Annotated in this window: 15 protein-coding genes and 1 pseudogene; 7 read left to right on the top strand and 9 right to left on the bottom strand. The window is 67.2% G+C overall.

What is annotated here, in order from left to right; genetic code table 11:
• Positions 1–22: 22 nt before the first annotated feature.
• The 4 genes from glnG to glnA form a co-directional block, all read right to left on the bottom strand.
• On the bottom strand, positions 23–1,429 hold the full coding sequence (gene glnG / locus HRUBRA_RS11695) for a nitrogen regulation protein NR(I) (protein ID WP_035517444.1): 1,407 nt from the start codon (positions 1,427–1,429) through the stop codon (positions 23–25).
• Positions 1,422–2,477, bottom strand: a complete 1,056-nt coding sequence (gene glnL, locus HRUBRA_RS11690) for a nitrogen regulation protein NR(II) (RefSeq protein ID WP_035517442.1) — start codon at positions 2,475–2,477, stop codon at positions 1,422–1,424. Before glnL ends, glnG begins: the two co-directional genes overlap by 8 nt.
• A 252-nt stretch (positions 2,478–2,729) precedes the next feature.
• Positions 2,730–3,287 carry a DUF4124 domain-containing protein gene (locus tag HRUBRA_RS11685; protein ID WP_201771593.1) on the bottom strand — a complete coding sequence of 186 codons (558 nt, stop codon included), beginning with the start codon at positions 3,285–3,287 and terminating at the stop codon, positions 2,730–2,732.
• 358 nt (positions 3,288–3,645) lie between these two features.
• Positions 3,646–5,055 (bottom strand): glutamate--ammonia ligase, encoded by a 1,410-nt coding sequence (gene glnA / locus HRUBRA_RS11680; RefSeq protein ID WP_035517440.1) that lies wholly within the window; start codon positions 5,053–5,055, stop codon positions 3,646–3,648.
• A gap of 342 nt (positions 5,056–5,397) precedes the next feature.
• Here glnA and typA point away from each other — a divergent pair, with 342 nt between their 5' ends.
• Positions 5,398–7,209 (top strand): translational GTPase TypA, encoded by a 1,812-nt coding sequence (typA, locus tag HRUBRA_RS11675; protein ID WP_035517438.1) that lies wholly within the window; start codon positions 5,398–5,400, stop codon positions 7,207–7,209.
• A gap of 95 nt (positions 7,210–7,304) precedes the next feature.
• Here typA and HRUBRA_RS11670 read toward each other — a convergent pair whose 3' ends face one another.
• Positions 7,305–7,769, bottom strand: coding sequence for a GNAT family N-acetyltransferase (locus HRUBRA_RS11670; RefSeq protein ID WP_035517436.1), 465 nt, complete (start codon positions 7,767–7,769; stop codon positions 7,305–7,307).
• A 184-nt stretch (positions 7,770–7,953) separates the two neighbouring features.
• Here HRUBRA_RS11670 and HRUBRA_RS11665 point away from each other — a divergent pair, with 184 nt between their 5' ends.
• Both HRUBRA_RS11665 and parC read left to right on the top strand, forming a co-directional pair.
• The gene (locus HRUBRA_RS11665; protein WP_035517434.1) at positions 7,954–8,766 is read left to right on the top strand and encodes a Crp/Fnr family transcriptional regulator; all 813 of its coding nucleotides are present in this window, start codon (positions 7,954–7,956) and stop codon (positions 8,764–8,766) included.
• Between the two features lie 80 nt (positions 8,767–8,846).
• A complete protein-coding gene (parC, locus tag HRUBRA_RS11660; protein WP_035517433.1) occupies positions 8,847–11,093 on the top strand; it encodes a DNA topoisomerase IV subunit A in 2,247 nt (748 codons plus the stop codon).
• A gap of 8 nt (positions 11,094–11,101) precedes the next feature.
• Here the strand turns inward: parC and HRUBRA_RS11655 are convergent, their stop codons facing one another.
• Positions 11,102–12,355: a hypothetical protein gene (locus tag HRUBRA_RS11655; protein WP_035517431.1), complete on the bottom strand. Its 1,254-nt coding sequence runs from the start codon at positions 12,353–12,355 to the stop codon at positions 11,102–11,104.
• A gap of 113 nt (positions 12,356–12,468) precedes the next feature.
• On the opposite strand from HRUBRA_RS11655, the gene serB reads away from it, so the two are divergent.
• Positions 12,469–13,440, top strand: a complete 972-nt coding sequence (serB, locus tag HRUBRA_RS11650) for a phosphoserine phosphatase SerB (RefSeq protein ID WP_052094767.1) — start codon at positions 12,469–12,471, stop codon at positions 13,438–13,440.
• On the opposite strand, the gene HRUBRA_RS11645 is transcribed toward serB, so the two are convergent.
• On the bottom strand, positions 13,420–15,225 hold the full coding sequence (locus HRUBRA_RS11645; protein WP_035517429.1) for a GTPase: 1,806 nt from the start codon (positions 15,223–15,225) through the stop codon (positions 13,420–13,422). The genes serB and HRUBRA_RS11645 overlap by 21 nt on opposite strands.
• 148 nt (positions 15,226–15,373) lie before the next feature.
• On the opposite strand from HRUBRA_RS11645, the gene efp reads away from it, so the two are divergent.
• Positions 15,374–15,946: an elongation factor P gene (gene efp / locus HRUBRA_RS11640; RefSeq protein WP_035517469.1), complete on the top strand. Its 573-nt coding sequence runs from the start codon at positions 15,374–15,376 to the stop codon at positions 15,944–15,946.
• Between the two features lies 1 nt (position 15,947).
• Positions 15,948–16,898, top strand: coding sequence for an EF-P lysine aminoacylase EpmA (gene epmA / locus HRUBRA_RS11635; protein ID WP_236629856.1), 951 nt, complete (start codon positions 15,948–15,950; stop codon positions 16,896–16,898).
• Here the strand turns inward: epmA and HRUBRA_RS11630 are convergent.
• Positions 16,895–17,344 (bottom strand): acyl-CoA thioesterase, encoded by a 450-nt coding sequence (locus tag HRUBRA_RS11630; protein WP_035517425.1) that lies wholly within the window; start codon positions 17,342–17,344, stop codon positions 16,895–16,897. The genes epmA and HRUBRA_RS11630 overlap by 4 nt on opposite strands.
• Positions 17,345–17,346: 2 nt before the next feature.
• Positions 17,347–18,816 (bottom strand): Na+/H+ antiporter NhaC, encoded by a 1,470-nt coding sequence (nhaC, locus tag HRUBRA_RS11625; protein WP_236629855.1) that lies wholly within the window; start codon positions 18,814–18,816, stop codon positions 17,347–17,349.
• A gap of 276 nt (positions 18,817–19,092) precedes the next feature.
• Between nhaC and HRUBRA_RS11620 the strand changes: the two are divergent.
• Positions 19,093–19,980 (top strand): annotated as a pseudogene (locus HRUBRA_RS11620) (hypothetical protein); the annotation flags it as partial.

Here is a 19,980-nt window from a genome sequence, read left to right as displayed (position 1 = left end):
CGGCGGCGGGCCGGCCCGCCGCCTACATAGCCAGTTCCTTCATCTTGCGGGTCAGCGTATTGCGGCCCCAGCCGAGGAGCTCGGCGGCGTCCCGCTTGCGGCCCTGGGTGTGCTGTAGGGCCACTTCAATCAGGGTCCGCTCGAAGGCGGGCACGGCGGCACGCAGGATGTGCTGTTTACCCTGCACCAGCTCGTTGTGCGCCCAATGTGAAAGCAGATCCCGCCAGTCCGTGCCTTCGCCCGTGGGCGCTGTGGCCTCCCGGCGGCCCAGCTCCGGCGGCAGGTCGGACACATGCACCTCCCGGCCCGAGGCCATTACCGTGATCCAGCGGCAGGTGTTTTCGAGCTGGCGTACATTTCCCGGCCAGTCCAGCTCCGCCAGGAAGCGCTCCGTCTCCGGCAGCAGCACCTTGGTCTCGCCACCGAGCTCGCGGGCCGCCCGGGCAAAAAAGAACTCCATGAGCTTGGGGATGTCCTCCCGGCGCTCGGCGAGCCGGGGCAGATGGATGCGGATCACGTTGAGGCGGTGGAAGAGGTCCTCGCGGAAATCTCCCTGGCTTACCCGCTCCTCGAGATCCTGATGGGTGGCGGCGATGATGCGCACGTTCACCCGCACGGGGGTGTGCCCGCCCACGCGGTAGAACTCGCCGTCGGCCAGTACCCGCAGCAGGCGGGTCTGGGTCTCCGGCGGCATGTCGCCGATCTCGTCGAGGAACAGGGTGCCGCCGTTGGCCTGCTCAAAGCGGCCCTCGCGGCGTGCGGTGGCACCGGTGAAGGCGCCCTTTTCGTGGCCGAAAAGCTCTGACTCCATAAGGTCCCGGGGGATAGCGGCCATATTCAGGGCAATGAAAGGCTGACTGGCCCGCGGGCTGTGCCGGTGCAGGGCGCGCGCAACCAGCTCTTTGCCGGTGCCGGACTCGCCGTTGATGAGCACGGTAATGTTGCTGTGGGCCAGCCGGCCGATGGCGCGAAAGACCTCCTGCATGGCCGGCGCCTCGCCGATGATCTCTGTCCCCGGGCGCAGGTCCTCCCGGTCGTCCGCCGGGGCCAGGTGTTCCCGGGTGTGAGCCAGGGCCCGTTCCGTGACGGCGATCACCTCGTCGATATCAAAGGGCTTGGGCAGATATTCAAAGGCGCCCTGCTGGTAAGAGGCCACCGCGCTGTCGAGGTCTGAATGGGCCGTGGTGATGATCACCGGCAGCCGCGGATGGCTTGCCGTCAACCGCTCGAGGAGCTCGAGGCCGTCGGTGCCGGGCATGCGGATGTCGCTGATCACGACGTCCGGCTGCTCGTTGTCCAGACGGCGCAGCAGCCGGTCGCCATTGGAGAAGCATTCGCTCTCGATGCCGGCCTGGCTGAGGGCCCGCTCGAGCACCCAGCGGATCGATTGATCGTCGTCGACGACCCAGACTTTTGAGGATTTAGGCATAGGATTCTTCCAGCGGGAGGTAAAGGCTGAAACGGGTTTCACCGGGCCTGCTGTCGCAGGTCAGCAGGCCGCCGTGGCGATTGACGATGGACTGGGATATGGACAGTCCGAGGCCGGAGCCATCGGCGCGGCCGCTGATCATGGGGACGAACAGGGAATGACGCAGTTCTTCCGGGATGCCCGGGCCGTTGTCGACGATGTCGACCCGGCAGACCAGCCGGTGCCGGCGGTTGCCGATGGTGAACTGGCGCTGGGAGCGGGTGATGATGGACAGCTCACGCTCAGTCTGCCCGCTGGTGGCCTCGAGGGCATTGCGAACGATGTTGAGCACCGCCTGCACCAGCTGCGCCCGGTCGCCCCGGATGTCCGGCAGGCTGGGATCGTAGTCGCGGTCCAGCACGAGGGCGGGCCCGGCCTCAGCGCGTACCAGGCGACACACGTGCTCCAGCGCCTCGTGCACGTTGAGTGGCTCCAGCTGCGGTTGTGCCCTGGGCCCGAGCAACCGGTCCACGAGGTCCCGCAGCCGGTCCGCCTCCCGGATGATGATATCCGTGTATTCGCTGAGTTCACCGTTCGGCAGTGCCCTGGCAAGGAGCTGGGCCGCGCCACGAACTCCGCCAAGGGGGTTCTTGATCTCGTGGGCCAGGCCGCGGACCAGGGAATGGGTCGCTTCCTGGGCGTTGAGGAGACTCTCCTCGCGGCTGATGCGCTGCAGCCGGTCCACGGCCTGCACTTCCACCACCAGGGCCACGGGCCCCTCGTCGTGCAGCGGCGTGATGACGAGGTCGACCTGGCCATGGCCGCCGGCGGGTAGCAGCAGTTCCACACCGCGACGGACGATCGGGTGTTTTTCCCGAAGCGCCTGCTCGAGGGTGCTGAGCCACACCGGCGGCAGCGAATCGATGTGCCGCACGTGGAGCCCGCAGACGCGTGCTGTGGAAATGGCCAGCTGGGCCTCCGCCGCCTGGTTCAGGTAGCAGACGCGCAGCCCCCGGCCCAGGCCGAGCACGCCAGTGCTGATATTGTCGAGTACGTCCGCTTCCTGCATGCCTGCCCTGTTTTCTACCGCCCTTAAACCGGCTGCCTCTCGACAAAGCAAGATTGGAGCCATGAAGGGGCATGGATTGAAGACGGGGGCTGGCTATTGTTTTATCAGCGCTCAAAATGAAGTAAGTGCAAACTTATAGGCCTGGAACCCTACCCGTGGGCGTGAAGGTGATCGCTGGCGCCGGTGCCCCGTCAAAGTCTGCACCAGTATGGTGCATGAGGGTGCTTTAGGCCAGCGCGGGGTTCCGGGCGGTCAGCGGATGGAGGGGCGCAGGACGTAGATGCGAACGGAATCGGACTCAGCCAGTACCTTGCCGTCGGCGGTGACGCGACGGATCACCAGGTCATGCGGCCCGCGCAGCACTCCCTGCAGGCCCCAGCTCGCGTCCGTCTGCGGCGGCCCCACGGCCTCGCCGTCCATGAACAGCTGCAGCCGCTCGCCCGGTCCCAGCGCCGGTTCGGTACGGCCACTCACACTGAAGTTTCCGGGGCCCATGGCGATGGTGTTCTCGTCGTCCGGTGAGCTGATGCTGACCCGGGCCTCGGGCGCCGGCTCGGGTTCTTCCGCCGCGGGCGCCGGCTGCGGCCGCACTTTCAGCGGCGCCGCGGTGTTCATCTCCCCGAGTTCAACCTGCTCTGCGTCCTGCCCGGGCGCTGGCGGCTGGTCGCTGAACACGACGTTGCCGTTCTCGTCCACGCTGCGGTAGATCTGCTGCGCCAAGGCGGACCCGGAAACGAGATACGCGAGAAGAAATCCCAAAACGGCGACGAGCTTGTGCATGGTCACCTCCGGCGGCTGGCGTGTATTCATTATGTGCCTTTCCCGTGGGAATGCGCCAGCGACAGGCAGAACCTGACTGAGCGTCTTTCCGGGGCGGGCGCGGGATACTTCTCTCAGCCGCTCCCCGATACACGCTTTGTGAGAGAAGTATCCCGCGCCCGCCCCTTCCGCCTCGCGTACTTCCGCCGCGATGATTCTTCCAGAGCGGTAGGGGCGGCTGCTGGAGCATGTCCCCACCAAGCGTGTATCGGGGAGCGACTGGGGGCATGCTCCAGCAGCCGCGCCGGAAAACCTCGAGAAGCGAAGGTCTGGAGTTGCCCCGGAACCCTTGACCGCATCAAAAAAAGGGCCCGCAAATGCGGGCCCAAGGTCTGAGCTGAGCCGAAGTCTACACGGAATAGTAGAGATCGAACTCCACCGGGTGGGTGGTCATGTTCAGGCGCTCGATGTCCTCGTACTTGAGGGCCATGTAGCCGTCGATCATGTCGTCCGTGAACACCCCGCCGGCGGTGAGGAAGGCGCGGTCGGCGTCCAGGGCCTCGAGGGCCATCTCCAGGCTGGAGGCCACCGTCGGGATCGCCTTGCCCTCTTCCGGAGGCAGGTCGTAAAGATCCTTATCGGCCGCATCGCCGGGGTGGATCTTGTTCTGGATGCCATCGATGCCGGCCATGAGCAGGGCGGCGAAGGCCAGGTAGGGGTTGGCCGTCGGATCCGGGAAGCGGACCTCCACGCGCTTGCCCTTCGGGCTCGGCTCGTAGGGGATGCGGATCGAGGCGGAGCGGTTGCGCGCCGAGTAGGCCAGCATCACCGGTGCCTCAAAGCCCGGTACCAGGCGCTTGTAGGAGTTGGTCGACGCATTGGTAAAGGCATTCAGGGCGCGGGCGTGCTTGATGACGCCGCCGATGTAATAAAGCGCCGTCTCGGACAGGCCTGCATAGCCGTCCCCGGCGAAAATATTCTCGCCGTTCTTGCTGATCGACTGGTGCACATGCATGCCGGAGCCGTTGTCACCGACCAGGGGCTTGGGCATGAACGTTGCCGTCTTGCCGTAGGCGTGGGCGACATTGAGCACGCAGTACTTGAGGATCTGCACCTCGTCGGCCTTGCGCACCAGCGTACTGAACTTCACGCCGATCTCGCACTGGCCGGCCGTGCCCACCTCGTGGTGATGGACCTCTACATCCAGGCCCATCTGCTCCATGGCGTCGCACATGGCCGCGCGGATATCGTGCAGGGAGTCGACCGGCGGGACGGGGAAGTAGCCGCCCTTTACCCGCGGACGGTGGCCGATGTTGCCTTCTTCGAACTTGTGGCTGGAGACCCAGGCCGCCTCTTCCGAGTGGATGGTGTAACCGGCGCCCGACATGTCCGAATGCCATTTGATGTCGTCGAAAACGAAGAATTCGGGCTCCGGGCCGAAGTAGGCGGTGTCGCCGATGCCCGTGGCGTTCAGGTATTCTTCCGCGCGGCGGGCAACAGAGCGCGGATCGCGCTCGTAGCCCTGCATGGTGGAGGGCTCGACGATATCGCAGCGGATGTTGATGGTGGGGTCGTCCGTGAAGGGGTCGACGACGGCGCTGGAATCATCAGGCATGAGGATCATGTCCGACTCGTTGATGCCTTTCCAGCCGGCGATGGAGGAACCGTCGAACATCTTGCCCTCCTCGAAGAAATCTTCATCAACCTCCTTGGCCGGAATGGTGACGTGTTGCTCCTTGCCCTTGCTGTCCGTGAAGCGCATGTCGATCCATCTCGCTTCACTTTCCTTGATCAGTTCCAGGGTCTTCTGCTCTGCCATGGTCAGTCCTCCGTTGGGAATGTAAGCGGGTCCTTGGACCCGTTTTTTTTGCAACTGTTTTGAGCTGTTGTCGCCGCGCACCGCAAAGGGCACGCCGCGTCAGTTCTGGTGCTTCGCGGGATTGCAAGTCCTGTGCCAGCGGGACATGAGCTTAAGCCATTGAATCAGCGTGGCTTTTATTTCCCCGGTGAGCGCCCTCGGAAAATTGGGCACATCTTTGGTGCGTTGGTGCACACAGATAGTGCATTGCTCCCGAAGCCGCTGCAAGAGTGCTGGTAGCCGGCGCTGTGTCAGGTATAATCCGGCGCCTTTTTTGCCGCACTGCGGCCTGCGGAGAACCCCGTGATCGAGTCCCTGCGCAACATCGCCATCATCGCCCACGTCGACCATGGTAAGACCACGCTCGTCGACTGCCTGCTGCAGCAGTCGGGCACGCTAGACCGGCGCAGCGCCGGCGCGGAGCGGATCATGGATTCCAACGATCAGGAGCGTGAGCGCGGCATCACGATTCTCGCCAAGAACACCGCGATCCGCTACGGCGATTACCGCATCAATATCGTCGACACGCCCGGGCATGCCGATTTCGGCGGCGAGGTCGAGCGCGTGCTGTCCATGGTGGATTCAGTACTGCTGCTGGTGGATGCCGTGGACGGGCCCATGCCGCAGACCCGTTTCGTCACCGCGAAAGCCTTTGCCCGCGGCCTGCGGCCGATCGTCGTGGTGAACAAGGTCGACCGTCCCGGTGCGCGCCCGGACTGGGTGGTAGACCAGGTTTTCGATCTGTTTGACAACCTTGGCGCCTCGGAAGAGCAACTCGATTTCCCGATCGTCTTCGCCTCGGCCATCCAGGGTATTGCCGGCCTCGACCACGCGGCCATGACCGACGACATGAACCCGCTCTTTGACGCCATCATTCGCGAGGTTCCCGCGCCGACGGTGGACGAACGTGGCCCGCTGCAGCTGCAGGTGAGTGCGCTGGATTACAACAGTTACGTGGGCGTGATCGGCGTGGGCCGCATTACCCGGGGCCGGCTCGGGCCGAACACGGCTGTCACGGTGGTTGACAGCGAGGGCGGCAAGCGCAGCGGGCGGGTGCTCCAGGTCATGGGGTATCTGGGCCTGGAGCGCGTCGAGGTGGCCGAGGCAAGTGCTGGCGATATTGTCTGCGTGACGGGCATCGACGGCCTCAATATCTCCGATACGCTCTGTGATCCCGGCACCGTGGAAGCGCTGCCGCCGCTCACGGTGGACGAGCCGACGGTGAGCATGACCTTCCAGGTGAATGACTCGCCCTTTGCGGGCAAAGAGGGCAAATACGTCACCTCGCGCAATATCGCCGAGCGCCTGGAGCGCGAGCTTATCCATAACGTCGCCCTGCGCGTGCAGCCCGGCGACAGCCCGGACCGCTTTATCGTCTCCGGGCGTGGCGAGCTGCACCTGTCGGTGCTCATCGAGACCATGCGCCGGGAGGGCTACGAACTCGGCGTGTCGCGCCCGGAGGTCATCCAGCGCGAGATCGACGGCGAAGCCTGTGAGCCTTACGAGCAGCTCCTTGTCGATTGCGAGGAGGCTCACCAGGGGGCGGTCATGGAGGCCCTCGGTGAGCGCCGGGCAGAACTCTCGAACATGGTCCCGGACGGCAAGGGTCGGGTGCGCCTGGAGTTTATCGTGCCCGCCCGCGGCCTCATTGGCTTTCGCTCTCTGTTCCTGACGCTGACCTCGGGCAGCGGCATTCTCACCCACGTCTTCGACCATTACGGTCCGGTGCGGGGCGGTCTGCTGGCGCAGCGCAACAACGGTGTGCTCATCTCCATGGTGACCGGAAAGACCCTGGCCTATGCGCTCTACAACCTGCAGGACCGGGGCCGGCTTTTCGTCAAACCGAACGTGGAGGTCTACGAGGGGCAGATCATCGGGCTGCACAGCCGCGGTAATGACCTCACCGTGAACCCTACGAAGGCCAAGCAGCTTACCAACGTCCGCGCCGCCGGCACCGATGAGGCGCTGATCCTCACCCCGGCAGTGGAGCACAGCCTCGAGCAGGCGCTGGAATTCATCGCCGATGACGAGCTGGTGGAAGTGACCCCGGCGAGCATCCGGCTGCGCAAGAAGTTTCTCAAGGAGCACGAGCGCAAGCGCGCGTCCCGCGCCTGAGGCCAGCGCCGGTCCCTGCCCTGTCGCGGCGGGGTGCCGCTCCCCCGGAGAGGGGGCGCGGTCGCAGGGAGTGCCTCGCCGTTCAGCCGTTGCCGCTAGCGGCTCTCGGCAGGCAGCGTCATGTGGATGTGATCGATGCCGTCCTCGTCGTAGCTACCGCCGTCCACGGTAAAGCCGAGGCTTTCGTAGAAGGCGGTAAGGCGGGCCTGGGCGCCGATACGGATCCCCTGGCCCGGCCATTGCTCGCGGTTGAAGGCGATGCCGCGGCGTACCAGTTCCCGCCCGAGGCCCCGGCCGCGGGCCGCCTCGGGCACGATGATGCGGCCGATGGAGCTCTCCGGGTACGGCGTCCCGGGGGGAAGGCAGCGCTGGTAGGCGAGGAGCGTTTCGCCGCGGCGGCAGAAAACGTGCCAGGCGGCCTCGTCGAGGCCGTCGCAGTCCAGGTACGGGCAGTCCTGTTCGACCACGAACACAGCCTGGCGCAGGGCCAGGATATCGTAGAGGCGTCGCACGCCGAGCGTGTCGAAGCGCAGTGCCTCCCAGTGGTCTGCCGTTGCCATGGTTGCTTCTTCCCGCCCGGTCGAGGCGAGCATGCTAGCGTGGCTTGCCGGGCGGCGCCAGCGGGCCTCGCAAATTGCAATCGCGCAGCCGCCGAGAAGTTGCTATCATCGCCCGGAGACAGCGGCTCAGGGCCAAGCCGTCTCCCCGGAGTGCCGGGTCGGCCTGTTCACCGGATCCAAGCGAATGCTCGCGAGTGTAGATCTTCCCGACGATTTCAGAGTCCTCAACCGCCAGTTCCGGGAGCTGGTGCAGACCCTGCTGGATGACGTCGACCTGCACCCGGGGCGGGTCGAGGTCACGGCCACGCGCAGTGGTAATTTCCGCAGCTTCGACAGCGGCAAGTTCTACCTCGTGGAGAGCGGCACGATTACCGCGCGCTATCGCGAACGCTCGGTTTTCCTGCTCGAGGAAGGGGATCTCCTTCTGCCGGACATTGCAGGTCTCGGCGACCCGGATGCGGCGGTCTATTACGGCAGCGAGGCCGGTGCGAGCCTGCAGAGCTACCCGGCGCTCGAGTTCATGCGTCAGGTTTTCTCACGCTCCTCGACCACCAAACTGTGGACGCGCCTGCTCGTCACCTATTCGGGGATGATGGTGCGTCTGGCTGCCGCCAACAGCAACACTGATGTGGTCACCACCCCGGGCTTTGAAGTCTACGAGGCGGACGATATCATCATCCGCCAGGGCGAACGGGCCGAGTACGTCTACCACATGACCTCAGGCGTCGCCGACGTCCTTGTGGACGGGGTACTGGTGGGCCGCATCGGGTCCGGGGAGATCTTCGGCGCCATGGCTGCGCTGACCCACTCGGATCGCAGCGCAACGGTGCGCGCGCGGAGCTCCTGTTCGGTGGTGAAGGTGCCGACGAATCAGTTCTCGGACCTCATCAGGAGCAACCCGGCGACCATCCACGCCCTGCTCTCGGATATGGCGAACTCCATCGCCAGCCTCAACGAGCAGCTGGTGCGCCTGCAGGCCAGCGGCGAGAACGTCTGAGTCCGGCGCGAGCGCCGTCGCGGCGTTCGTGATACAAGCCATCCACCCCCTGAGATCGGAGCGACCGACGAGACATCCGTATGGCTGATACGCAAGCGAACGACGGCGACGCTACTGAACAGATCTCCCTGCGCCAGTATGCGGAGAAGGCCTACCTCGACTACTCCATGTACGTGATCCTGGACCGTGCCCTGCCGCATGTTGGCGACGGGTTGAAGCCGGTGCAGCGGCGCATTGTCTACGCCATGAGCGAACTGGGCCTGAAGGCGACCGCCAAGTACAAGAAGTCAGCGCGCACGGTCGGCGATGTTATCGGCAAGTTCCACCCCCACGGCGACAGCGCCGCCTACGAGGCCATGGTGCTCATGGCCCAGAATTTCAGCTACCGCTATCCGCTGGTGGACGGCCAGGGCAACTGGGGATCGCCGGACGATCCGAAGTCCTTTGCCGCCATGCGGTACACCGAGTCGCGGTTGGCGCGCTATGCCGAGGTGCTCCTCGAGGAGGTGGGTCAGGGCACCGTCGACTGGGCGCCCAATTTTGATGGCACCCTCAAGGAACCGTCCATTCTTCCGGCCCAGGTGCCCAATGTCCTGCTCAACGGCACCACGGGCATCGCCGTGGGCATGGCTACGGACATCCCGCCACACAACCTGCGCGAAGTGGTCGATGCAGCGGTGCACCTGCTGGAAAATCCGAAAGCCAGCGTTGCCGACCTCTGCGCCTTTGTTCGCGGCCCGGACTTCCCCACCGATGCGGAGATCATCACCCCCGAAGAGGACCTGCGTAGCATCTACGAGAGCGGCCGCGGCAGCTTGCGCATGCGCGCTGTCTGGGAGCGTGAAAACGGCGATATCATTATCCATGCGCTGCCCTACCAGACCTCCGGAGCCCGGGTGCTCGAGCAGATCGCCCAACAGATGCAGGCGCGCAAGCTGCCTATGGTGGCGGATCTGCGTGACGAGTCGGACCACGAGAGCCCCACGCGGCTGGTGATCGTGCCGCGTTCGAACCGGGTCGACGGCGAGGCGCTCATGAGCCACCTGTTCGCGACCACGGACCTCGAACGCAGCTACCGTGTCAACCTCAACGTGATTGGCATCGACGGCCGTCCGGGCGTGCGCAGCCTTGAGCGGATGCTCGGCGAGTGGCTGGAGTTCCGCCGCAGCACTGTGCGCCGGCGCCTGGAATACCGCCTGGACCGGGTACAGAAGCGCCTGCATGTTCTCGCCGGCTATCTCATCGCCTACCTCAACATCGACGAGGTCATTCATATCATCCGTACGGAGGATGAGCCCAAGGCCGCGCTTATGGCGCGCTTCGGGCTGACCGATGTGCAGGCCGAGGCCATCCTCGAGCTGAAGCTGCGCAACCTCGCCAAGCTCGAGGAAATGAAGATCCGCACGGAGCAGGACGCGCTGGAGAAGGAGCGCGACGAGCTCGAAAAGCTCCTCGGTTCGGATGCGCGCCTGAAGACGCTCATCAAGAAGGAGCTGCGCACCGCCGCCGAGCGCTACGGCGATGACCGTCGCTCGCCCATCGTCATCCGTGAGGAGGCCCAGGCCTTCAGTGAGCTCGAGCTCGTGAGCGCAGATCCGATCACGGTGGTGCTTTCCGAGAAGGGCTGGATCCGCGCCGCCAAGGGGCACGAGATCGACCCGATGACCCTGAGCTACAAGTCCGGAGACGGCTTCAAGCTGGCTGCCCGGGGCCGCAGTAACCAGCCGGCAGTCCTGCTGGACTCCACCGGCCGCGCCTACACCGTGCCAACACACAATCTGCCCTCGGCCCGCGGACAGGGTGAACCCGTCACCGGGCGTATCAGTCCGCCCTCCGGCGCGGTCTTCAACGGCCTGCTCATGGGCGATGGCAGCCAGCGCTATCTGCTGGCGAGCGACGCGGGCTATGGTTTCATCGGCCGCCTCGGTGACCTGCAGGCGAAGAACCGTGCCGGCAAGGCGGTGCTGACGCTGCCGAAGGGCGCGGAGGTCCTGCCGCCGTCGCCGGTGGCCGAAGACGCCAGCTGGGTAGCGGCGGTCTCAAGCGAGGGACGGCTGCTGGTCTTCCCCCTGGAGGACCTGCCGGCGCTGGCCCGGGGCAAGGGTAACAAGATTATCGGCATCCCTTCGGCTCGACTGCAGGCCCGGGAGGAGTTCGTCGTCGGCGTGCTGGCTCTCGGCGACGACGACGCACTGGTGATCCACGCCGGCAGGCGTCACCTGACGCTGAAGGCCGCAGAGCTCGAGCATTACCGCGGCGAGCGCGGCCGGCGCGGCAACAAGCTGCCCCGGGGCTTCCAGCGGGTGGAGCGCCTGGCCCGGGGCTGAGCGCCGCCTCAGGCAGCCGCTTCCCGGCGGCCGCGAAGGCGAGCGAGGAGCAGCGCCGCCTGGCGCTCCAGCAGCTTGCCCTGGGCATCGGCGAAGCCGACCAGGCGCCGGAAGCCGGGCTTTTCCGGCCGCAGGTCTGCGCGCCCGGCAAGGTCCGCGTCGGCGGCGGCGTCTTCGGTCACCAGCACGTGCTCGCGGTCCTGCAGACAGGCGTCGCGCAATTCATCGAGCACGCCCTGCAGGTAGAGTCCCGGGTAAATGTCGGCGGCGTCGCCGGGACCGAGTTCGCTGCGGCCCACGGCCATGCCCATCGCCAGGGACAGCGACATGCCGGCCTCCAGGGTGTTAGCGACCTCCCGCACCAGCGCCGCGCAGGCCACGGCCCGCAGCGCAGCGCTCCCCGTTCCCTCGCCCTCCGCAAAGCACAGGGCCAGACCGAAAGGGCGGGCGACCTGCAGCGTGCCGCCGTAGCAGGCGGCCGCTGCGTAGATGATGCGATGGAGGCGGTCCGTATAGCGGTGCAGGTTGCGCTCGTTCAGCGTATCCACGTAGCCGGCGAGGCTTGCCAGGTGCAGATAGAGCACCGTGTTCGTGCGGTAGTGCTCGCCGCTCGGGGCGCCGGCGTCCCGCGGTCGCAGCAGTTCCAGGGGCAGGGCGTCGACGCGTGCTTCCAGCAGTTCGAGCTCGCTGCCGGCAGCGACCGGTGCCGGTGCTCCCTCCAGGGCCAGCCGCTCTGCCGCGCCGGCGATGCGGGCGACCAGCCGGGCCGCGCCGTAGCGGGCCAGCACAAACACCAGCAGACTGAGGACCACTGCGAGTGCGCTCAGGCTGAGCAGGAAGCGTTGCCGGGACTCGCGGGCGCTGCCCGTGTCCAGCGCGATGCGCACCCGGCCGGCAATATCCTGGCCAATCCGCACGGGCGCTTCATAGTGCACCCTGCCCGGGTGCCCGTCCTCGCCCGCGCGGCCGAGCGCCTGGCCCTCGACGTCGTAGATTTCCACCATCGTCGTCGGAGAGCTCTCCACGAAGCGCTGCAGGGACGCGGCGACGCTCAACAGATCGCCGGTTTCCATGGCGCTGCTGATGCGCCGGGCGATCTGCTGGGCGAGCGCATTACCGTAGTCGGCCTGCTGCGTTGTCAGCAGGTAGCGGCTCGAGGTCGCGGCGAGGAGGACCAGGGCCAGGGCTACGGCAAGGCTCAGCGCCGCGGCGGCGAGGGGCAGCTGCAGGGTCAGGCTGAGGTCCCGGAGCGAGGGTTTCACGATGCGCTGGCAGTCCTTGCGACGCGGCAGGGCCAGTATAGCGCGCTGTGGTACCGTGAATCACGGTGCTATCCGGGCTAGAATGCGGCTCCGATCCGGAAGGACCCGCACCCGTGCTGCCGCCTCCCCTCAAGGACCTCCTCGCCGCGCGTCCGCGGCCCCCCAGCCATGTCGCCACGCTGATCGGCCGGCCCCTGGACCACGATGCCGTCGGCGCCTTCGCCGGGCTGCTGACCGACCACGACTGGCAGGTGCTGGGCGGCGAGTGGCTGTCCCTGCCGGGCTCGCCCCGGGGCTGCCTGGAAGTCAGCCTTGCCGGCGATGACGCGGCCCTCCCGGCCCTTCGCGAGGCCAGCCTGACGCTCGCTGCGGAGCGCGCCCTGGATCTCTGTCTGCAGGTCGAGGAGCCGTTGCGCCGGCACCGGCGGCTGGCGGTTTTCGATATGGACTCGACTCTCATCGAGGCGGAGGTCATCGACGAGCTGGCCGGAGCGGCCGGTGTGCGGGAGGCGGTGAGCGCGGTGACGGAACGGGCCATGCGCGGCGAGATCGATTTCCGCGAGAGCTTCCGCGCCCGCCTCGCCACGCTCCGCGGCCTGGATGGTCACTGCCTGGACGGCATTGCCGCCGGACTGCGGCTGGTGGATGGTGCCCGACAGCTGGTGGCTACCCTGCGCACCCTGGGTGTGCACACGGCGATCCTTTCCGGCGGCTTCGACTATTTCGCCCGGGATGTGCAGCGGCGTCTGGGTATCCACGAGGTGCACGCGAACCGGCTGGCCATCGAGGCCGGGGTGCTGACCGGGGAGGCGGTGGAGCCTATCGTCGACGGCGCCCGCAAGGCGGCACTGCTGCGTGAGCTCGCGGCCCGGGAGGGGCTTTCGCCGGCCCATGTGCTGGCGGTGGGCGATGGCGCCAACGACCTGCCTATGCTCGCCGAGGCCGGGCTCGGGGTGGCCTTTCGGGCGAAGCCCGTGGTGCGTGCCTCGGCGCGCCAGGCCATCAGCCATGCCGGCCTGGATTGTGTGCTGTTCCTGCTCGGTGTGCCCGAGCGCCACTGGGTATCAGAGATCGTCCCAGACTGACTCGAACTGGCTCGCCGCGAGCGCATCGCGTCCGGCGTCGAGGTCGTCGTCGAGCTGACGTCGGTACTCGAAGTCGAACTGCCCGAAGGCCGCCGTGGAGGCGATCTGCCGCTTAAGCTTGACCAGGAAAGCTTCGTCCTTGCGGGCGAGGATGATCTTCTGGTTCTCCTTGAACACCAAGCGCGGAGCGAGCAGCGTATGCGGCTGGCCGACGAGAGCGATCTCCGGCAGCAGGATGACGCGGATTGGGCGCGAGTAGCCCCCGTCCGGTAGCCGCACCTGCGCGGCGTAGGCTGTGCCCCGGGGGCTCAGGAGCTCGAGCCCCAGGAGCGTGGGCGCGTTCTTCACCTGGCTGATCCAGCGGATCACCGCGATGGACCAGTCGCTTTCGCCCTGCTGCTGCTCGCGCAGGGCGACGACGCCGCCGATGCTGACGCCATCCGGCAGCCCCGTCCACTCCACGCAGTAGCCACCGGGACTGACGTTGGCCGATTCCACGGTGAATACCGTGTAACGTCGCGGCGTGCTCCCGGGGCCCTCCGCAGCTGCCAGCGCATCGGCGTCGATGGCCAGCTCAAGCTCGGCGTCATCCTTGTCGTCCTCGAAGTCCTCCTCGGGGTTGGCCTGCTGCCAGACATCACCGCCGTCAGAGGCCGCCAGGAAGGGGTTCTGCGAAAAGTCCTCCGCCGTCGGTGCCTCGTAGTCATCACCGTGGAGCACCTGGTCGAGGCCGCGCTCGCCGGCAACGTAGTAGTGGACCGCCGACAGCCCGGTGGCGATCCACAGCTGGTGCCGTGCCGGCTGGCGGTTGAAGTGGCGCTGGCTGACCTCGCCGAGGGCCCGCGCCAGGTGCGCGCAGAGGTGTCCGTCGAGGCGGGTCTCCCGGTCGAGGCTGTAGCCGCCGTGGCCACTGCGCGCGCGCAGGTCGCCGAGATGTTTCACCAGCGCCGACGTGTTCAGGTAGCGCTGACCGCCGCCCAGCGGCTGCGGCTGCAGCGCGCTGTAGCCCGGCTGCCGGTCGGTGCCGAGATCGACGAACAACAGGCCCTCGCCAACCGCCGGGTCCTCGAGGCGGGCGAGGCCGCGCCAGTGCCGGAGCGCACGGAAGGTGGCCAGGGTGTCCTGCTGCCGGAGCTGATTGGTTTTGCAGCAGGCCAGGAGTATGCCCGGCAGGTACTCGTCGGCTATGGAGGTCTCGCCACCGGTGAGCGGGTCCGTGACCGGGAGGTTGGCAAGCTGCTGCCGCTCAGCGAGGGCGTAGAGATGGTGCAACATGGCCCAGTGGTTCAGGGGTACCGGTCGATAGAGCAGGTGGTACTGAAGCAACTCCTCGCAGCGGCAGGTTACGGCGCGCTGCAGCGCCTCGCAGGCCAGGCGGGCCGGGTTTGTGCCCTCAATGGCGTCGGGCCTGCGGATCGTGTTGACTGCCACGAGCGCGTAGCCCGCCGCGCCCAGCTCGCAGAGGTCGGAAACCAGCTCCGAGCGCTGCTGGGTGTGTTCAGAGATGACCGAGTTGTCGGCGATGAGGGCCTGGGTGAGGGCGCCGCTGAGCTGCTGCAGCGGCGCGCGAAGGGCCTCCAGGATGGCGAAGCGCTGCGGTGGCGCCAGCACAACCCGATTCAGGGCCGAGAGCGCATCGCGGAGCATTGAGGCGCCCTTGACCGGGTTGCCGCCGGGCAGCCGGGCCGCCCAGGCTTCGGCGGCGGCTGGCTCCAGGGCGAAGAAGTCAAAGGAGGCCAGGTCCTGCTGTGGCAAACGGAGGATGCCCGCGCTGCTGTCCGGCATGGTCGGCACCCTCCCCGGGGTACTCATCGGAAGTGTGCAGTTTATCGCATGCCGGCTGCCGCGGCGCAATGCGTCACTGACTTTACCCGGGGTCCTGCGCTATGATGCGGCGCTTTTACTGGACAGCTTACAGGACAGGTGGTCACCGATGGCGAGCTTCTCCACCAATGAATTCCGCGCCGGCCTCAAGGTCATGCTTGATGGCGAGCCCTGCAGCATCCTCGAGAACGAGTTCGTCAAGCCCGGCAAGGGTCAGGCCTTCAACCGGGTGCGACTGCGCAACCTCAAGACCGGCCGGGTCTGGGAGCGCACCTTCAAATCCGGTGAGTCCCTTGAGGGTGCGGACGTGATGGATATCACCATGGAGTACCTGTACACCGACGGCGAATTCTGGTTCTTCATGGACCCGAAGAGCTTCGAGCAGCACCAGGCCGACGCCGCTGCCGTGGGCGACGCGAAGCAGTGGCTTAAAGAGCAGGAGCCGGTCGAGGTGACGCTCTATAACGGCACTCCGCTGTCGGTAACGTCGCCGAATTTCGTCGAACTCGAGATTACCGAGACGGACCCGGGGCTAAAGGGTGATACCGCCCAGGGCGGCAGCAAGCCGGCGACCCTGAGCACCGGCGCGGTGGTCCGTGTGCCCCTGTTTATTTCCCAGGGCGAAGTGATCCGCGTCGACACCCGCACCGGGGAGTATGTCGCCCGCGCCGGCAAAAGCTGACGTGGAAGACTGGCGGCCCGCCGCCAGCCCCGCGGCGCTCGCGCGCCGCGCCGAACTCCTGGCCGCCGTGCGCGGCTTTTTTGCCAACCGCGCTGTGCTCGAGGTCGAGACGCCGCTGCTCGCCAGCCACGGCGTGACCGATCCGGCCATTGAGCCCCTGATCGTGGACGCGGGGGCCATGCTCGCCGCTCCGCGCTACCTGCAGACTTCCCCCGAATACGCCATGAAACGGCTGCTTGCCGCCGGCAGCGGCCCCATTTACCAGCTCGGCCGGGCTTTCCGGGACGGCGAGGCAGGACGCCGGCACAATCCGGAATTCACGCTCCTCGAATGGTACCGACCGGGCCTCGACCACCATGAGCTCATGGCCGAGGTCGCGGACCTGCTCACCCACTGCCTGGGTCCCCGGCCCTGGCGCAAGGTGAGCTATGCCCAGCTGTTCCGCGAGCATCTGGGCGTCGACCCGCACCGGGCCTCCGTCGAGGAGCTGGCAGCGCTCGCCCGCGATCGCCTCGAGGTCGGTGATCTCGCCCTGGCGCGGGACGGCTGGCTGGATCTGCTGCTGAGCCACTGTATCGAGCCCGGGCTGGAGGGCCTTGTCTGCGTTCACGACTATCCCGGCTCCCAGGCGGCGCTGGCGCGGGTGCAGGAGCGCGGGGGGATCGCGGTGGCGGAGCGCTTTGAGTTCTACGTGGACGGCCTGGAGCTCGCCAATGGCTACCACGAACTCGCCGACCCGGCGGAACAGGCGCGGCGTTTCGCCGCCGATAACGCCTTGCGGCGGAGCCGGGGCCTGAGCGAACGGGCACCGGACCCCCGCCTGCTGGCGGCGCTGGAGGCCGGTCTGCCCGCCTGCAGCGGTGTCGCTCTCGGCTTCGATCGGCTGGTGATGGTGGCCACCGGCGCCGGCCGCCTCGACGAGGTGCTGGCCTTTCCCTGGGCGCGCGCCTAGCTTTTGTCTTCGGCCTGGATCATCGCCGGGCCATAGACATCGATGAACACCGGCGGCATGCGCCGCGGCTTGCCGCTGGAAATCTCGATGCAGGCGAAGGTGACCCGGCCACGGAGCAGCGTGGCTCCGTCATCTTCCCGGCACACCTGGAAGTGCCGGATCATGGTCAGGCGCCGGTCCCAGCCGGTGATCCAGGTGGCAATGGCCAGGCGGTCACCGAGGCGGGATGCGGCGAGATAGTCGTACTCGCCGCGGATCACTGCCATGGCCCGGTCCAGAGCGCGGTAGTCGGCCAGGTCGATGCCGAGGGCCTCCGTGTGTGCCCAGGCTGCCTGTTCGCACCACTGTACGTAGACGGCATTGTTGGTGTGTTCGAGGCCATCGATGTCGCCGGCGCCCACGGTGCGCTTGATCACGAAGGGTGCGGGGTAGTCCCAGCCGGCCATGCTCAGGCCTCTCCGGTGGCGAGCCGATGCTCGCTCTCGAGGGGCTTCTGGGCGATGTTCAGGAAGCCGTAGGCGATAGCGATCAGCGGGCAGGCGAGGTTGAAGAAAGCATAGGGAGCATAGCTCGCCGTGGCCACCCCCAGGGTAGCGCTCATGTAGGCGCCGCAGGTATTCCAGGGGATGAGGGCGGAGGTGATGGTGGCCGAGTCCTCGAGGGTTCGCGAGAGATTCAGCGGCGACAGGCCGCGCGCGATGTAGGCGCGACGGAACATACGGCCGGGGAGGGCTACGGAGATGAACTGGTCCGCTGCCAGCACGTTGGTGGTGAAGCAGGTGGCCACCGTGGTCGCGACCAGGGAGCCGGTGCTGCGTACGCCGCGGAGCGCTACCTCCAGCCAGTAGTTGAGCACCCCGGTGCGCTCCAGCACGCCGCCGAAACCCAGGGCACAGAGAATCAGCCAGACGGTATTGAGCATGCTGCTCATGCCGCCCTTGCTGAGGAGACGGTCGAGGTCGGCGTTGCCGCTGTCGGACTGGTAGCCGTCGGCGAGGGCCAGCCAGATGCCCTTGCCATAGCCGGCCACTGCACCGCCGGGGGTGTCCCCGGCGAGACGGAGGACCTGCTCCGGCTGGAACAGAATGGCCATCACCGCGCCGGCGAGGGCGCTGAGCACAATAGCCGGGTAAGCGGGAAAGCGCCGGTAAACGAGGTAGAGCATGAGCGCCAGGGGCAGCAGCAGGTGCGGGCCGATGGCGAACTCCCGCTCGAGGCTGGCGGTGAGCAGGGCGATCTGCGTCGGCGCCGCGGCGTCGCTGCTGCCAAGGAACGCAAACACCGTGAGTGCGATGGCGAAGGCCGGAACCGTGGTCCATAGCATATGGCGGATGTGGTCGAACAGGTCAACGCCGCCGGAGGCGGCGGCGAGATTCGTGGTATCGGACATGGGCGACATCTTGTCGCCGAAGTAGGCCCCGGAGACGATGGCCCCGGCGGTGATGGCCGGCGACAGGTCGAAGGTGCCGGCGATGCCCATAAGACCGATGCCGAGGGTGCCCGCAACGGTCCAGGAACTGCCTATGCTGAGGGCGACAATAGCGCAGAGTACAGCGCTGGCGGCGTAGAACACCCGGGGGTCGAGGATCTGCACACCGTAGTAGATCATCGCCGGCACGGTGCCGCCGAGGATCCAGGTGCCGATGAGCATACCTACGGCGAGGAGGATGAGCGTCGGGCCCAGGCCCACGCCGATGCCGTCCACCATGCCCGCCTGCGCCGCGTCCCAGCCGAGTCCGGTGCGGTAGCCGACCAGGGCCGCTGCGCAGGTGGCGAGTACCAGGGCGATCTGGTTCGGGCCATAGGAGGCATCGGAGCTGAAGAGGAAGACCGAGCAGGCGAGGAGGGCGACGAGGAAAACGATCGGCGCCGCGGCCAGGGGCAGGGTCAGTCGATCGTTGGCGTGTTCACTGGTCAAGGCCTGTCCCCAATTCCGCAGTTGGCACGTAGGGCCTGCGCCCGGAAGTCTCTTTCACAAAGCGAATATCGTGGAGCGACTGAAAGAGACTTCCGGGCGCAGGCCCGCCTGGCTAGCCGATGGTTCCAGCCTGGCCCCCCGGCGCAAGTGAGAAAGAATGCCGGAAAAGCCCGGCGCGGTACAGGCGGGCTCTACCAAACAGCCTCTGACAGCCCGCCGCCGCTGGCGTACCATGGCGGGATTCCCGTCCCGAGACCCGCCAGGTCAGCGAACGCGTTGAAACCCGAGCCCGCGACACCCCCGGTCCTGCCGCCGCGCTACTACCTCGACAACTTCCAGCGCCTGCGCGAGGCGGTGGAGGCGCGCTACGGCGACCTGCTGAGCGCGCAGGAGCGGGCCGTGCTCGCGGCCTTCGATGCGCTGCCGGTCTCCGCACGCTGTCTCTACCTGCGGCTGCTGTCCCGGGTGGGGCCCTGGTTCCGCGCCTCCCGCCTCGACTACGCGGAAATCGGCCCGCCGGACCCGGCGCTCGATGCGCTGGTCGATGCCGGACTCGCCCTTGAGCCGGACACCCTGCCCCTGGCGGAGCTCGGCCGGCTTTTCACCCGGCCGGAGATCGCCGCGCTCTACGCCGATGCGCTGCCGGGGGCCGCGCGCCTGGCCAAGGGACCGCTGCTCGCGGCGGTGGCGGCGCTTAACGAGGATGATCACGCCCGCCGGGCGCGGCTGCAGGCGCACGCGCCGGAGCGGGTGGTGGCCCCCCGCGCCATGGAGGTCCTGGAGGTACTGCAGCTGCTGTTCTTCGGCAACCGGCGCCAGGGGCTCCTCGATTTCGTACTTTCCGACCTCGGGGTCGCCCGCTACTACCCCTATACCCTCGACCGGGAAACGCGGCTGTTCCCGGACCGGGCCGCGCTGGAGGCGGTGCGCGCCGTCGGTGAGCTGGCGGATCTTTACTGGCACTGGCGCGAGGACCCGGAGCCCGACGCCGATGTTCTGCCGGCTCTGGCCGGGGCGGCGCTGGCCCTCAAGGTTCACGGGGACGCGGCACAGCGACCCTGGTGGCGCCTGCTCAACCGCCTCGGGCGCGACTGCGAACGCCGGGGCGCCGACGAGCTGGCGCTCGCGCTCTATGCGGCGAGCGGCCGCCACCCGGCCCGGGAG

The sequence above is a fragment of the Pseudohaliea rubra DSM 19751 genome (assembly GCF_000764025.1).
GTDB lineage: Bacteria > Pseudomonadota > Gammaproteobacteria > Pseudomonadales > Halieaceae > Pseudohaliea > Pseudohaliea rubra.
Note: the sequence above shows the minus strand (reverse complement) of the source record. Positions and strands in the feature narration are given on the sequence as shown.

Bases quoted from the DNA above. Each gene is read 5' to 3' on its own strand.
- glnG (WP_035517444.1), bottom strand. From the start codon at position 1,429: ATGCCTAAATCCTCAAAAGTCTGGGTCGTCGACGACGATCAATCGATC.
- glnL (WP_035517442.1), bottom strand. From the start codon at position 2,477: ATGCAGGAAGCGGACGTACTCGACAATATCAGCACTGGCGTGCTCGGC.
- HRUBRA_RS11685 (WP_201771593.1), bottom strand. From the start codon at position 3,287: ATGAATACACGCCAGCCGCCGGAGGTGACCATGCACAAGCTCGTCGCC.
- glnA (WP_035517440.1), bottom strand. From the start codon at position 5,055: ATGGCAGAGCAGAAGACCCTGGAACTGATCAAGGAAAGTGAAGCGAGA.
- HRUBRA_RS11670 (WP_035517436.1), bottom strand. From the start codon at position 7,769: ATGGCAACGGCAGACCACTGGGAGGCACTGCGCTTCGACACGCTCGGC.
- HRUBRA_RS11665 (WP_035517434.1), top strand. From the start codon at position 7,954: ATGCTCGCGAGTGTAGATCTTCCCGACGATTTCAGAGTCCTCAACCGC.
- parC (WP_035517433.1), top strand. From the start codon at position 8,847: ATGGCTGATACGCAAGCGAACGACGGCGACGCTACTGAACAGATCTCC.
- HRUBRA_RS11645 (WP_035517429.1), bottom strand. From the start codon at position 15,225: ATGCCGGACAGCAGCGCGGGCATCCTCCGTTTGCCACAGCAGGACCTG.
- efp (WP_035517469.1), top strand. From the start codon at position 15,374: ATGGCGAGCTTCTCCACCAATGAATTCCGCGCCGGCCTCAAGGTCATG.
- HRUBRA_RS11630 (WP_035517425.1), bottom strand. From the start codon at position 17,344: ATGGCCGGCTGGGACTACCCCGCACCCTTCGTGATCAAGCGCACCGTG.